7 protein-coding genes are annotated in these 16,131 nt (G+C 44.3%); all 7 read left to right on the top strand.

Annotated features, from left to right (window positions below; genetic code table 11):
* The first annotated feature begins 4 nt into the window (after positions 1-4).
* The 7 genes from IX53_RS00060 (at position 5) to gyrA (ending at position 16,115) form a co-directional block, all read left to right on the top strand.
* Positions 5-5,191: an SLBB domain-containing protein gene (locus tag IX53_RS00060; protein ID WP_047753618.1), complete on the top strand. Its 5,187-nt coding sequence runs from the start codon at positions 5-7 to the stop codon at positions 5,189-5,191.
* A gap of 15 nt (positions 5,192-5,206) precedes the next feature.
* A complete protein-coding gene (locus IX53_RS00065) occupies positions 5,207-5,908 on the top strand; it encodes a tyrosine-protein phosphatase (RefSeq protein WP_053001060.1) in 702 nt (233 codons plus the stop codon).
* Complete coding sequence (locus IX53_RS00070; protein ID WP_047753619.1) at positions 5,892-8,144, top strand: GumC family protein; 2,253 nt, start codon at positions 5,892-5,894, stop codon at positions 8,142-8,144. The genes IX53_RS00065 and IX53_RS00070 overlap by 17 nt, the downstream gene beginning before the upstream one ends.
* Positions 8,141-8,884, top strand: a complete 744-nt coding sequence (locus IX53_RS00075; RefSeq protein WP_047753620.1) for a ZIP family metal transporter — start codon at positions 8,141-8,143, stop codon at positions 8,882-8,884. Before IX53_RS00070 ends, IX53_RS00075 begins: the two co-directional genes overlap by 4 nt.
* Positions 8,885-8,896: 12 nt before the next feature.
* A complete protein-coding gene (locus tag IX53_RS00080) occupies positions 8,897-11,677 on the top strand; it encodes an O-antigen ligase family protein (protein ID WP_053001061.1) in 2,781 nt (926 codons plus the stop codon).
* A gap of 64 nt (positions 11,678-11,741) precedes the next feature.
* Positions 11,742-13,664 (top strand): methionine--tRNA ligase, encoded by a 1,923-nt coding sequence (metG, locus tag IX53_RS00085; RefSeq protein WP_047753622.1) that lies wholly within the window; start codon positions 11,742-11,744, stop codon positions 13,662-13,664.
* Between the two features lie 24 nt (positions 13,665-13,688).
* Positions 13,689-16,115: a DNA gyrase subunit A gene (gene gyrA, locus IX53_RS00090; protein WP_047753623.1), complete on the top strand. Its 2,427-nt coding sequence runs from the start codon at positions 13,689-13,691 to the stop codon at positions 16,113-16,115.
* Positions 16,116-16,131 lie beyond the last annotated feature (16 nt).

The following is a 16,131-nucleotide window of genomic DNA, read 5'->3' on the forward strand; positions in this document are numbered from 1 at the left end:
AAATTTGAAGAGACTAAGCTTAATTATAATTTTTCTTGTTTTGACTGTTGTGGGGTTGTCCGCATATCAATTAAGAAGCGGGGATTTACTGAGGATATATGTTTATGGTCATGAAGATCTGACTGTGGATGTTGCGGTTGGACCTGATGGGTGGATTACCGTTCCACCCGTCGGCTCACTTAAAGTACTCAATATGACTCTTGACGAAGCCTCGAAGGAACTGACGAGGAGATATTCCAGTTTGATTACCGATCCCAAAATTACTGTCACTGTGCAAGACTACGCTCCGTTCATCTACTATGTTCTGGGGGAGGTACGCAATCCGGGGAACATCGTTCTGGATGCGCAGCAAGCTTCTATTGCTCAGTTAATCGCCGCTGCTGGTGGTCTTAAGGACACCGCGGAAGAAAATGAATTTCAAATTGTAAAGAAAGACGGTAAACGGTTGACTATCACTGTAGAAAACTATCCTAAAGATACGAAACTCACCACTATATTTCTCGAACCGGGGGATTCTCTATTCATACTCAATGGCTATAGTAACTGGATAAAGGTGATAGGTGAAGTCGGAAAACCCGGGGTGTTCAAATATCAGGAAGGCGTAACACTGACCAGGGTCATAGCGGAAGCTGGTGGAATAAAGGAAACAGGTGACCCAGAAGAGATCGCGGTAATTACGCGTCTTGGAAATTCCACCCAGAGACAAGTCTATAACCTCAACGATATTTTCGCAGGTAAGAGTGCTGACCCGGTATTAAAAAAAGGATCCACTGTCATCGTGAGCAATACAGCTCTTAAAGCCATTAAAATAATCGGTGAAGTGAGAAATCCGGGCATTGTTTCATACCGTGAAGGACTTACACTCTTGAGAGCCATTAGCGACGCAGGAGGGTTTACCTCCACATCGGGGGATAACGTTTTGGTTATCAGTGATAAGGACACTTTGACGTTCACTGTCAACGACCTTTTAAAAGGAAGTGTTGAAGACCCGTTTCTGAAGCCCGGCACAACCATCGTCGTTCCCAGAGAGACAGAGAAATACGTTTACCTCCTTTCTCCTGACTTCAGTGGTAGAGTAGATTTTAGTTTTGATGAAAAACTGACTATAAGAAACGTACTCCTGAAAACCGGTAGGTATCAGCCCGATAAGGACGAAGAAATTGAGATAATCGAACCTGATGGTACGAAGAAGAGCTTTTCAATGAAAGAACTCGAAAATAATGACAGCGAACTTTCCTCTGGTGCCCTCGTGTCTTTGTCACTCACAATAGACTACGCTTACATAACCGGAGAAGTCAGCTCTCCAGGTATCCAATACATTGAACGATATGAGGAAGCGACACTGAGAAATCTCTTGATAAGGTCTGGCGTCAAAACTGAAACAGCTGGAAGCGTGGAAGTGATTTCTGATACCAGAAAGGTTTATACTATCGAAGATGCCCTGATTTCCGAAGACATTATAACGCCTGGAACTGTGATCATTGTAGACAAGAGACCAGAAAAATACGTGTACCTCATAGGCGATGAGATCAGCGGTGGAAAACTGGAACTTTCCAGAGACGAACCATTAACCCTTAAAAACGTGCTCGCAAGGCGGAATTTACTGTTCACGGCCAGTGACAGGATTGTTAAGGTAATCATGAACGATAGTGAATTCAGTATAAAACTTTCGGACCTAAAAGAAAAAGACATCTCTCTCATTCCGGGATCAGTGATAATTATCACAGATCTGTTTACAAGAGTATACGTGCTTGGTGAGGTCAAGAACCCCGGGCTCGTGGTCTTCGAGCCAAACGAAATTGCAACGATCGCGAGCGCCCTAAGTAAGGCTGGTGGCCTTTTATCAGATTCAGGTAACATTCAGATACTAGTCAACGGAACTTCAACAGAATATCCACTCGATACTGAACTAATATCAAGGACAGTATTAGACAACGATACAATTCTATACGTTGATAGACAACCTGAAAGGTATGTATATCTCATATCAGATCAAGAAGGTGGGCGCATAGAGTTTTCCGAGGATGAAAAACCTACACTAAGGCACCTACTTTCAAAGCTGAATATGCTGGACTTTGAAACCGATGAATCAATCACCATTTACTTTCCGAATGGCCAGAAGGTTGATATCCCCATGTCTTCACTTGAAAACGATGATGTGGATTTAGAGTACGGTAGTATAATTGTAGATCGCTATTCCGGAAGGGGAATAAGTGTACTGGGAGAGGTTAGAAGTCCTGGTACGTTCACCACAAAAAGCTCTGCGGATTTGAGGCTTTCTAGAGCGATTGCAGCCAGGGGTGGATTTCTTTCTACTGCAGATGACAGAAGGTTAATGCTGATCGATTCAACTCTGGGAAGAGCAATAACGGTCGACTTTGCTGACATGCTTGAAAAAGGTGAAGATCTGTATCTTAAACCGGGAACGACGGTTTATGTTCCCAAATTGGAGGAAAAGTACGCATATATAACTGGTGAAGTTAAAGATCCCGGTATCAAGCATTTTGACATAGAAGAGAAGTTCACTTTAGGAGCGCTTATAGGAAAAGCAGGAGGCGTAACTCCTAATGCTTCAGAAGTCCATCTCATCACTAACAATGGTAGCAAGATCATCGCATTAGAAGACGCTGTCATCTCTTCGGAGGAGCTCGTACCTGGTGCCCTCGTCAACGTTATAAAAAATCTTGAGCGGTATGTATATATAGTCAGTAAGGAAAAAGGTGGTCGAATTGACTTCGCCTCTTCAGAAAAGCTCACGCTCAAAACTGCCCTTGTAAAGGCTGGCTTGCTGGATTATCGTCTGAATAAGACGATCACCGTACAGAAACCAAATGGATCACAACTAGAGATCAAACCATGGACCTTGAAAAACTCCGATATTATCCTCGATCCTGGAAGCGTTATCGTATATCCCGAACCTGGTGTGAGCGTTTATGTGCTAGGTGCCGTTAATAGTCCCGGTAAAATTAGATTCACCCCCGGAGAACTTCCAACATTATCCAGAGCTTTGGCGCTAGCAGGAGGCACCAGTGGCAATTTTAGTGGTTACATAACCATTTCTGATGAAAACGGAATGTCAGAAATCGAATTTGATGCCATACTAAAAGGCAAGGCTGAAGATTTAATACTGATGGATGACACAATACTTTTCGTTCAGGAATCGAGCGATAGATACGTATACCTGATATCTCCCGATGGCGGAGGGAGAATCGAATTCGAAAAGAATGAGAAGATGACCCTTAAAAATCTTCTGGCCAGGAAAAATTATTTAAGCTTTTCGATGAAGGGCCAGGTCGTACTCCAGTATCCCGACGGAAAGAAAGAAATATTCGAACTGTCAAAACTGGAAAAAGAGGATATCTTTCTTACTGGTGGAACCATCGTGATGTTCCCAGACGCCTTGAGAGAGCTCTACATACTCGGAGCTGTCAACAACCCCGGGGTAAAAGTCTTCGAACCTTCAGAATCGCTGACCCTTACCTCTCTGATCTCAAAGGCTGGCGGTACACTTGAAGAGGCGTTCAACACAGAAGTGTTTATCACAGATGCCTCTGGAAAAACATTCACCGTGAACCTGAAAGAAATCCTCGAAGGCAAATCTCTGGATAGAGAGCTCGAACCGCGTTCTCTCGTATATGTACCTTTCTACCAGCCTATAAGGATAAACGTACTAGGTGAAGTCAACAAGCCTGGTGTTGTGGAATTTGGTCCTGACGAAAAGGTCACACTGTTGAATGCCATATCGAAAGCCGGAGGGATGAAAGAAAATGCCTCAGATATTGTGAAACTTGGAAGGGGAGAGGGAAATTACCGCTGGTTGGACCTGATCGACAATGTGGATCTCCCCCTTGAGGATGGTGCGGTTATCTATGTTCCAGAAGACACCGGTCGATATGTCTACGTACTCGGTCAAGTATTAAGATCTGGTAGGGTGGACTTCGATAAGTACGAAAACATAACCCTCGCAGCTGTGGTAGCCAAAGCAGGTGGAGTCCTCGAAACTGCTGCGGACGAGGTTAAAATTATCCAGCCTGATGGGCGTGTCAGGACGATGAGCCTTCTCGCTCTGGAAAATAAATTAGATAACCCGGAAATACAGCCTGGAAGCACCGTAGTCATAAGTGAAACATTGACCAGGGTAACTATCCTCGGTCAAGTACGGAACCCGGGGACTTATGTTTTTGGTCGCAAAGAAGTGGCCACAATTGCCACGGCCATTGCTAAAGCGGGTGGCATAAGTGATATTGACACTGTTGAAAAGATCCTGCTCTATACAGCTGGCAAGGTTAGAAGCATAGATGACTTGACAACAGAAAAGACTCCAATTGAGGGAGAAGCACTCATTTATGTAAAACCTGTTGAGGAACTTGTTTTTACGGTTCTTGGTGAAGTAAAAACCCCGGGCACTTTCAGTTACACGAGTAAGCACCTTCCGTCTCTAACCGAGCTCCTTACCAGAGCAGGTGGTGTCAATGGAAACGCTGAAGAGGTACAGGTGATAATGGCTGATACTTTGGAAGTGTTCAGTGTAGAGGATGCTAGAAGATCCATTGAACCGTTTAAAAACGAAGCGATCGTGATCGTAACAGGTGGAGGAAGTAGATATATCAGTGTCATCGGTGAAGTAAACAACCCTGGTCTGGTAGATTTGGGGGACTTTGAAAGGCCTGTAACACTCGGTGAAGTCCTTGCCCATGCTGGTGGCCTCAAGAATTCCTCAGCTGAATATGTTGAAATCATAGGGCCGGATTCAAAAAGAAAAACCTTATCCCTTCATGGTGAGGACCTATCTCAGAACCTCACAGAAAATCTAGAGGCGGGATCTATAGTCTATGTGCCACCAGTTTACCTCAAGGTGCTTGTCCTCGGCGAAGTCAAAAACCCCGGAGTCGTAAACTACACCACTGATATGAACTTACTCGATGCCATAGCCCTAAGTGGAGGGTTTACTGCAGAAGCCTACAAAAACGTGCTCTTGATAAAAAACGTAACGGGCGGCAATCCCGAAATTGAATACATTGATCTTACAGGCAAGAAACTCTCTGATGGCTCAATGAAGCTCGAGCCAGGGGATGTCATTTACGTCCCTCAATCGAGATTTGTTGATATCAAGGAAGTGCTCAGCTTTGTTTCGAGTGTCCTGAGCATTACAGGTGTCAGTCTGCACCTTGTCAATCCCGGAACATATTAACATGGAGGTAAGAGCATGAATGTAGACGTGCATTGTCACTTACTTCCCGGGGTCGACGATGGATGCAAGACTCTTGAAGAGAGCCTTGAAATAGCTGAGGCAATGAAATCAAATGGTGCAGAAAAACTCATCTTTACTCCGCACCTTTATTCACCTAGAGTACCAACGAATATAGACAGGATAAAGGAAACGTATTTGAGAACACGGGAATCATTTTTAAAAATGGGCATAAAAATCGAGCTCGGAGCGGAGCTTTTTCTCTGGGAGAACCTTTCTTCAAAAACTCTGATGACACTCGGAGATTCTCAATACCTTTTGATCGAACTACCTGATTTCGAGCCACCGTACCTATTTAAGGAAATTTTAAACCTTCAGCAAAAAGGCTACTATGTTATACTGGCTCACGTTGAACGATACTCTTATCTCTTTGACGGTGGTAAGATGTTTTCCAGATTTTTCAGACGAAAAGCTGTGCCCGACAGGCTTTTGAGATTGAAAGACATGGGCGTACTCTTTCAGATTAATTGGAACAGCATTCGTGATAAAAACAAAAGAGCCAGATACATGTTCGAGAATGGATTAATAGATTTTATCGGGAGCGACAAGCACAGGAAAAATGACGGTAGAGATGTTGTTGATTTCAGCAGCGAGTTAATGGCGGGTTTTACGAACAGCGATTTTGGCTTTGGAGGTGCAAGAGATGGACAACACTCCTGATTTTGAACGTGCGGAATACACAGAGCTTACTTTGGAAGATATTTTTAGGATGTTTCGAAAACATCGTATGCTTTTTGTGGGAGTAATAATTGCTGCTATCGCTTTGACGGCCCTATATCTGTTCTTTGCGACACCGATTTATGAAGCCAGTGTAACCGTCAAAATTGAGCCCACGTCAAAGTCATCGATAAGCGATATATTTATGGATCAGGTAACTGGTAGTTATACATCGAAAGATATCTCCACCGAAGTGGAGCTGATAAAGAGCAGGAGTAATTTTGAAAACGTCATCGAAGAACTTGGTCTCATAGACAGGATGATCGAACCTGAAATTAAAGAAAAATTTATACAGGAGGGCTACAGCGAGGAGGATTTCATTGACTCCTTGGCAAAGACCTTATCGGAAATAACGACCGTTTCGCCCGTCAAAGACACGCGGATCGTGAAGATTTCCGTTCAGCACGCCGACCCCGTTCTGGCAACGGAAATAGCGAACAAACTTGCCGAGGTTTACAATGAGAAATTGGCGGAATTATCTAAGCGAGATGTCAAAACGAAGCGTGAATTCATCGATTCTCAGATACCACTGATTGAAGCTGACCTCCGGAAAGCCACAGACGCCCTCAAAACCTTTAAAGAGACTTACAAAATATACGTGCTCGAAGAACATGCGAGATCACTATTACAGGTTCTATCTAATTATGATCAACAATACAACGACCTCAGCCTTCAGCTGAAAGAAAAGGAAGCCGAAAAAGAGGCCTATCTGGAGCTTCTTCAGGAATTTGAAACCTCCGAAGCTGAGACGAGGGTCAGCAAGTGGATCAAAACCTCTGAGACCTATATGAACCCCGTTATTACACAGTTGAAAACAAAGCGTGCTGAGCTGGAAATAGAACTGGCGTCCCTCAAACAACAGTACCCCATAACTGACCCGAAGGTACAGGCGAAACTCTCAGAAATAGCTAAAACCGATGAACTCATCAAAAGGGAGACAGAGAACTTCATCCGCACAGGTGAAAGCCAGACGTTGAATCCGGCTTACGAAGAAGCTCTTATCAATTATATAAGTAGCAACTCCAGCATTCAGGTACTCGAATCAAGATTGAAAGCTGTCGAAGAACTTAAAGCTAGGTATGAAGCTGAACTAAATCGTTTGCCGGCACTGGAGCAAAGACTCCTGGAGTTACAGAGACAGGTTACGGTCAAAGAGAATCTTTATACACTCATGCTCGAAAAGCTCGAAGAAGCCAAGATCAGCGAAGCCGCTGTGGTGGGTAATGCCGCTGTGGTCGATTACGCAAAACCTCCTAAAGTTCCTGTGAAACCAAACAAAAAGCTCTCGTTGGCGATTGGAAGCGTCCTCGGAATTTTCCTCGGTATGCTCACCGTCTTCCTTGTTGAGTATCTTGATAAGACGCTGAAGTCTGAAGAAGAAATCGAGAGGTACAGCGGGCTTAGCGTTATAGGAAGGGTCCCAGAAATCGAAAATCTCAGTGAAAGCGAAGATGAATTGTATGTACGGATCCATCCGACGGCCCCTCAATCCGAAGCCATCAAACTTGCGGCTAGTAATATTTCATTCCTCATGGGTGACGAAAAGAAAGCCATCGCTATAACCTCTGTCAGCCCTGGGGAAGGGAAGTCTTTTGTGGCAGCGAATGTCGCTTTTTACATGGCTTCCAGTGGTTACCGTACAGTTCTTGTAGACCTCGATATGAGGAGACCAAGAGTTGAAAAGATTCTGGGACTGAATAAAAAGAATAAGAAGAATGATAGGGGTATAACTGACCTCATCAAAGGAGATATAAAACTGGAAGAGGCCGTCATTAAGGATTATGACACAAACCTTGATGTCATACCGATGGGTTCCAGAGCCACGAATCCCACCCTCCTCCTCTCTTCAAAAAAGTTGGATGAGCTTTTAAAAGTGCTTAAAGAAAGATATGATAGGATAATAATCGATACGCCACCAGCTCTGGTGACTTCAGATGTCTCGTTGATTGCAAACAAATTGGACGGAATCGTTCTGGTGGTCAGACCGGGTGTTGCTCTCAGGGATGGCTTAAGAATTACAATCAACAACCTTCAAACTGTTGGAGCATCGTTACTCGGAGTGTTGGTGAATGGTGTCAACCAGCAGACTTCGGGTTATTATCACTATTACTATTATTACTATTACAGTGAAGGAGGAAAGAAAAGAAAACGAAAGACGAAAGTGGATGATAAAATATGACCCTCGCCTTAAAGGGAATCGTATACAGTTCATTTGCTGGGTTGGCAACAACTATAGGCGGTATACCCTTCCTCTTGTGGCGGAAAAAGGTCAATCGAAAGACTCTGGATATGTTACTTGGATTCGCCGCCGGCGTGATGCTGGCGGCGACTGCTTTCAGTCTAGTGGTGCCTTCTATAGAAATCGGTGGACCAGTAAGGTTTGTCATCGGCTTTTTTCTTGGTGCTGTGTTTGTGTACCTCATGGACAAGTTCTCACCCCATGAGCATCTCATTAAAGGATATGAAGGACCGCTTTCGCACGCTAAAGTCTCGAAGATATGGTTGTTTGTCATCGCTATAACTCTCCATAATTTTCCCGAAGGGATGGCCGTGGGTGTTGGAGCGTTCTCGAAGGAAGCCCTGGTAATCGCAGTTGCTATAGGCATTCAGAACATTCCAGAGGGGGCTGCGGTTTCCGCAAGCCTTACCGGTGCTGGATACAAGGCAGGTACGACATTTTTGATAACGCTTCTTACAGGTGTGGTTGAAATAATCGGTGGAATATTTGGTGCTCTATTGATGGTGATCGCCAGACCTTTACTGCCTTATGCCATGGCATTCGCCGGCGGTGCGATGCTTTATGTTATAAGTGATGAGGTTATTCCCGAGACCCATAGTGGAGGATATGAGTTACTGTCAACATACTCCCTTATATTCGGGTTTATCTTAATGACATTGCTGGACAATATGCTGGGATAGAGGAGGATGGTTGTGAAAGAGAGAAGGGAGAAATTAATCGATCTTGAGCTTATAGTATATTTTCTTTTACTACTCATCGTACCGCTTTTCATCGTCAAGGGATTCACTCACGAACCCTCCACTGGCAAGCACCTGATATACGCGGTGGGTTTTTCAATAATTTTCCTCTTGAACGTACTGAATAAGAGAGAAATTCGTTTCAAATATAACCTTGTTCACCTTTTCGCTATGGGCTTTGGTGTGGCCGCTGTTGTCTCCCTTTTCTCTGTTCAGCTGGACAACCCCCACTATTTGAGATATTCGCTGGATGTTGCTCTTTTTACCCTTTTTGTTTCATTGACAGGGTTATATCTCTCCAATAAGATGAACACCAGAACGAAGATCGAACTCAGTATGCTCTTTTTCATCATAGGAGCGACGGTGGTAGCTTTGGATGCCATGCTGAATTATTACGCTGGTTACGATCTCTTTCTGGGAAAGATCGGCGAGCCCTTCGCACGGGCTTCTGCAAGGTCCACGATAGGAAATCCCAACTTTGTTTCTGACTATATGGGTATGGCACTTCCCATGGTGTTCTACTTTATAGCGAGTTCAAAAGCTCTCCACGAAGTCTTTGGTAAAAAACTGTGGAATCAGGTAGCACTTAAAACTTCGATGCTCATTTTTATGATCCCCATGATATCAGCCGTATTTATCGCGGAAACGCGAACTGTCATAACGGGGATTTTTCTTGGAAACTTGCTATTTATCAGTGTTTACCTTCTGCTGAGAAAAAGGCTTGAAGCGGATTCTTCCGATCAAACTTTGAAGAAAATTACACTGTTCTTCATATTACTTGCAGTGATCATCGTTTTAGTGATGAGTTACCTCTATCTAACTCCATCGCCCCTGACCGGTGGAGGTAAGTTGAATGTTACAAAGAGACTTGAATATGCGTTGACTTCTTCAAGTTCGTGGAAGGAGAGATTCTCTGCATGGTTGAATTCCGTTTATCAGTGGGTAGAACCTGAAAACAAATTGAGATTACTCATTGGTAGCGGAATTGGTACGTTCCAGCTATATCATCTGCTATACACGCCCTATGTGATTTCTGATCATCCAGAGTATTCAGCTGTATGGAACAATTTCAAAAGGACCCACAACGATTATCTGCAATCCCTTAGTGAGACAGGGCTACTTGGTTTTGTAATGGTCTTATTTTTTATGATCTTTCTGGTGTGGATTTATTTCAGAAACCTATTCAAAATAAAAGACAGGTCAGACTTGTTGCTCTATGGAGCCATTGGAGCCGGAATATTCTCCCTTTCTTTGCACACGATGTTTGAATTTCCACTTCACATGCAACCCAATCTCATGGGTGGCGTGTTTTTACTCTCTATCGCCGTGGGCGTCTATTTCAACAACAAACAGAAAGAGGCAAATATCAGTAAAGGGACTTCGATAATCGTTATACTGGCCTTCTTTGGAGTGCTCTCCTTCCTGAAGACCACAGCGTATATTGGTGAAGGTTATTTCAGGATGGGTCAAACAGATCAGCAGTACTACTATGCCTATATCCGTGAATATGTGAAAGCGGATGTGAATACTCTAAATAAGGCTCTCTCTGACCTGGAAACTTTCAGCGGAGATTATGCCTATTTGAAGAATTTACCCGAATATTTCAGCGTAAGGGGAAGCGACTTGAAGAGAAAATATCCCGGGCTGTCATCCCGACAACTGGTCCTTAAAGCCGAAGAGGAGCGTAAGAAAGAAATAGAGAGTATAAAGTCCCAACTGAAAAACTATCTCGAACGTGCACAGTTGTTAAAAAGCAAAGCCCGTGAATATTATGACAGTGCAGTCTCGAATTTTAGAAAGTCATTCAGTATATATCCGGTTTTTGGGAAGCCTTTGTGGTATCTTGGTGGCTTCGGATTGAAACAGGAAAGATTGTTCATGGAGGGCTATTCCCTTAAAGATAAGTTGACAGTGCTTGTGGGGGATGATCCCTATGCAAACCTTGTACTGAGTGAATTTAAGGGGAATACCAACATAATTCCCTTACCGGAAAAAACAATAAGAACGACTCCTTTCAAGGAATTCTTTGAACGAGTTGGTACCACTCTTACAGAGAAGACCGCTATGCGTATAAACATAAATCTTCTCGCACAGATTCAGATGACACTGGACGCTATAGATTACTATGAGTCTTCGATGATCTTTTTCAGTGAACGTCAAACGCCCAAGATCGTTGGAAGTCTTTATAAACAGCTTTACGAAAATCTCAGTTCGTATCTGTTATATCTCCCGGACAGCGTGGAAGGGCTTGATGTAGATAGACTTCGAATGCTGGCTGAAAATGTTAGAGATTATGCCGCTGAAATGTCTGTGTACTGGTATGATCTTGCTGTCACGCTACTTCCTGGAACCTGGAACAGATACCCTGACTGGGAAAACATATACTCTCAATACATGGAAGCTGTTGTAACGACGCATAATCAGCTGGAAGAGGTAGTACAGATGCTCGTCGATATCGCAAAAAGGCACGCTTCAATAAGTGTTGCGATGTGGAATGGGGGAAAATATGGAATACCTGATGATACCCTAGATTTTTGTATAGAGTTTTCCAAGAAGATTCTTAGTGAAAATGTAACCCTGTATAGAAAGTTTATGGAAGAAGTCTTAATGGCTTACCGCGAGATAAAAGAAGTAATCGCTGATAAAATTGAAAGAGTGAATTCGGACAGATTAAAGATTCGCATGAAAAAGTTCCTGCAAACTTATGAAACGTTGAGTTCCGCCCTTGAGCGATAATCAAAAATAGCTATACGGTCGTATACGTATAAAATGTTATAATTGAATCACTGGAGGTGCGTCGATGAAGGGAAAGTTCTATGTCACCACGCCTATTTACTACATAAACTCAGAACCCCATATTGGCTCGGCTTATACGACAATTGTGGCCGATGTGGTTGCCAGATATAAAAGGCTTGATGGATTTGACGTGTATTTTCTGACGGGAACCGATGAACACGGTCAGAAGGTACTCCAGGCAGCGGAAGTTCGAAACATGGCTCCGCAAACTTTTTGCGACGAACTAGCCGGGAAATTCAAGGAACTGTGGAAAGAGCTTCAAATAACGAATGATTATTTCGTACGCACTACGGATGAAAATCACATGCGAACGGTGCAATACTTCGTCAAAAAGATGAAAGAAAACGGGGACGTATACAAGGGAGTTTACGAGGGCTGGTACTGTGTCCCCTGTGAGACTTTCTGGACGGAAGAAGATGTTGGAAAGGAAAGAGTCTGTCCAACCTGTGGCAGGGAAGTAAAGAGAGTCAGCGAAGAGAATTATTTCTTCAGACTTTCAAAGTACAATGACGCCCTTTTGAAACTATTCAAAGAGAACCCTGATTTCGTTCAGCCAGATTTCAGACGCAATGAGATGCTCAGAATCCTTGAAAGCGGTCTTAAAGACCTCAGTATAACCAGGACATCCTTCAAATGGGGTGTTCCCATGCCAGATGATCCGGAACACGTGATCTATGTTTGGGTAGACGCGCTGATAAACTACGTGAGCGCGATAGGTTACCCTGATGACATGGAGAAATTCGAAAAGTACTGGCCCGCTGATGTACATTTGATCGGAAAAGAAATAAATCGTTTCCACTCTCTGATCTGGCCGGCAATGCTCATGTCTGCCGGTCTTCCCCTACCCAGACAGATATACGCCCACGGCTGGCTAACGGTGAACGGTCAAAAGATCTCCAAGTCCCTTGGCAATGCCATTGACCCGAGGGAGTTTGTCAGGGTGTATGGAAACGATGCTGTGAGGTACTATCTACTGAAGGATATTCAATTTGGCCGGGATGGGGATTTTTCTGAAGAGAACCTTATTGCACGCATAAATGCCGATCTGGCGAATGATCTCGGCAACCTGCTTCACAGGACTCAAGCCATGATTAAAAAGTTCAATGAGGATATGATCCCTGTACCTGGTGAAGAATCGGACGTGGATGGAGAACTTATTTCCCTAGCTTGGAAAACCATTAAAAACTACAGAGAATACATGGATAAACTCAAGTTCACACAGGCTCTCGAAACAATATGGGAATTAGTGAAGTTTGGGAATAAGTACATTGACATCACGGAGCCCTGGAAACTCGGGAAACTCCCCGAAAAGAAAGAAAGATTGAACACGGTACTCTTCAACCTCGCAGAGGTACTCAGGCTTGTATCCCTTATGATAGCACCTATCATGCCCGAAACTGCCGATGAGATAATGAAACGCATCGGAGCAAAAGCCGTGAAGAATTTTGAACAACTGGAATGGGGGAGACTCGAACCGGGCACAAAAATTGTACATGGTTCTCCGCTATTTCCACGAATTGACCTCAAGGAACACCGTTGGGTATCCAAAAAGAATTCCCAGATCTCCGGGGAGATTGAAAGTGAACCGGAGGAGGGAGCGAATCTCATCGAGATCTCCGACTTTGCCCGGGTTGAACTAAGGGTGGGAAAAGTGATAGAGGCAGAAAAAATACAGAAATCCAAAAAACTGCTAAAACTCCAGATAGATCTCGGGGCTCTTGGAAAGAGACAGATCGTAGCTGGTATAGCTCAACATTACACTCCAGAAGAGATCCAGGGACTCAAAGTGATAGTTATTACGAATCTTAAACCGGCGAAATTGATGGGCGTGGAATCAAATGGAATGCTACTTGCCGCAAAAACGGGGGACAGCCTCACTGTGCTCACCGTTCATCGAGATATAGAGCCCGGTGCAAAAGTATCCTGAACCGAATTTGAGAGGAGGTCCTTAATGGCTGAAAATATAGTTCCGAAAGCAATAAATGATGAAATGATAGAATCCTATATGCTCTACTCAATGAGTGTTATCGTCGGTAGAGCCATTCCTGATGTCAGAGATGGCCTCAAGCCAGTACAGAGAAGGATTCTCTATGGCATGCTCGCACTGGGACTGAAGCACAACCAGTCTTTCAAAAAGAGTGCCAGAATCGTTGGTGAGGTCATGGGTAAGTTTCACCCGCACGGCGATATGGCTATCTACGACACGCTTGTGCGTATGGCTCAGAATTTTACCATGCGATATCCCCTTATAGACGGTCAGGGAAACTTCGGTTCAATTGACAGAGACCCACCGGCCGCGATGCGTTATACTGAGGCCCGCTTGAAAAGCATAGCAGAGGAAATGCTTGTTGATATCGACAAGAACACTGTTGACATGATGCCAAACTTTGATGGTTCCCTTGAGGAACCTGCCGTTCTGCCTTCGCGGGTTCCTAACCTACTTATGAATGGCGCATCGGGTATCGCAGTCGGTATGATGACTAATATTCCTCCCCACAATCTCAGAGAGCTCGTTGCTGCTATCAACGTTCTCATAGATAATCCCGCGATAGATAATGAGGAACTCCTGAACTATGTAAACGGCCCTGACTTCCCGACAGGTGGAATAATTATGGACAGGGAAGGTATGCGAAAAATATACACTGAAGGGAAAGGGCGTTTCATCGTCAGAGGTGTAGCTGAAATCCAGGAATTAAGGGGAAATATATGTATAGTAATCACAGAGATCCCGTATTCAGTCTCAAAAGCTGACCTGATCGAACAGATAGCTTCTGCAGCTCAGAACCACAGGGACATTCAGGTCAGAAATATCCGCGACGAGTCAGACAAACGTGGGTTGAGGATTGTTGTGGAACTCAAGCGTGGTGCAGACCCAAATGTGGTGTTGAATCTCCTGTACAAGCACACTTCTCTGCAGATCTCTTATACAGCCCAGATGCTCGTCATTGATGAGAAAAAACGTCCCAGAGTGATGACCCTCAAAGAGCTCCTGAAGTCTTTTGTCGATCATCGTTATGAGGTTATCAGGAGACGTACTGAATACGACCTGGAGCAGGACTCCAAACGCGCGCACATTGTTGAAGGTCTGACAAAAGCCACCAGATCTATCGATACTGTTGTGGATATCATAAGGAACTCTTCTGATACCCAACGGGCAATGCAGAACCTTATGGAGACTCTCGACGTGAGTGAAGCCCAGGCACAGGCTATCCTCGATATGCGCCTTGGAAAATTGACTTCACTGGAGATGGACAAGCTCGTCAAAGAATACCGGGAGCTCGTATCGAGAATCGATAGCTACAGGAAGATACTCTCAGAACCAGGAAACATATACAGGATTATAAAAGAGGAGCTTCAGGAGATCAACGAAAAATACGGGGACGGGCGAAAGACGAAAATAACTAATGATGTTTCAGGTGATTTCAATGTAGAAGATGTGATACCGGATGATGATATAGTCGTCGCCGTTACTCATAAAGGTTACATAAAGTCCACCCCTCTGGAGAGCTATCGCAAACAGGGGAGGGGAGGTAAAGGCGTACGTGGAATAAAGACGAGGGATGAGGATTTCGTGACAAACATACTCACGACGACACGCCTTAGCAAGACCGTCATCATCACCTCCAAAGGAAAGGCGTATATAATAAACAACCACGAACTTGACTATTCTTCCCGAGATTCAAAGGGGAAGCTGTTGGCCAATTACATAAAAATTGACCCGGACGAGACCGTTCAAGCTATCCTCACAGCCAGAAAAGAAAACATCGAGGGCAAATACTTGATAATCACAACCAGAAAGGGAAAGATCAAGAGAACTCCCTTTGAAGCTTTTGCTAACTCGAGGATTTCTGGTATAAAAGCTATCACACTCAACGAGGGTGACAAAGTTGTCAGTGCAATGATCAGTGAATCTGAAGATGACACTGTCCTGATCTCCACTGCGCTGGGTATGGTGATCAGGTTCCCTGTTTCCCAGATCAGGCCCATGGGAAGAAGTGCCGCAGGGGTCATTGGCATCAGGCTACGCAGAGACGATATGGTGGTTTCTAGTAGTGTTGTCGCCGCAAACGATCAGAGATACCTTTTCACTGCAACGGAATGGGGTGTGGGTAAGAGAACGCCTCTCACTGAATACAGACCTCAGAATCGCGGAGGTATGGGATTGAAAAACCTGTATGCAATAGACAGGATAGGTCGGGTCATAGATGCTCTCGTCGTTACAGACGAAGACGAATTGATTGTGATCACTAAGGCCGGGATGTCAATAAGACTTCCTGTTGCACAGATAAGACCCACAGGAAGAATCACAAAAGGGGTAAAGCTTGTTGAACTTAAGGCTCACGACAGCGTGGCCAGCATGGCTGTCATAGCCGACTGAAGTCAGGGGGTGAAAG

It is taken from the genome of Kosmotoga pacifica (assembly GCF_001027025.1).
In the GTDB taxonomy this organism is placed as follows: Bacteria; Thermotogota; Thermotogae; order Petrotogales; family Kosmotogaceae; genus Kosmotoga_B; species Kosmotoga_B pacifica.

Bases quoted from the DNA above. Each gene is read 5' to 3' on its own strand.
- IX53_RS00075 (WP_047753620.1), top strand. From the start codon at position 8,141: ATGACCCTCGCCTTAAAGGGAATCGTATACAGTTCATTTGCTGGGTTG.
- metG (WP_047753622.1), top strand. From the start codon at position 11,742: ATGAAGGGAAAGTTCTATGTCACCACGCCTATTTACTACATAAACTCA.
- IX53_RS00065 (WP_053001060.1), top strand. From the start codon at position 5,207: ATGAATGTAGACGTGCATTGTCACTTACTTCCCGGGGTCGACGATGGA.
- IX53_RS00070 (WP_047753619.1), top strand. From the start codon at position 5,892: ATGGACAACACTCCTGATTTTGAACGTGCGGAATACACAGAGCTTACT.
- gyrA (WP_047753623.1), top strand. From the start codon at position 13,689: ATGGCTGAAAATATAGTTCCGAAAGCAATAAATGATGAAATGATAGAA.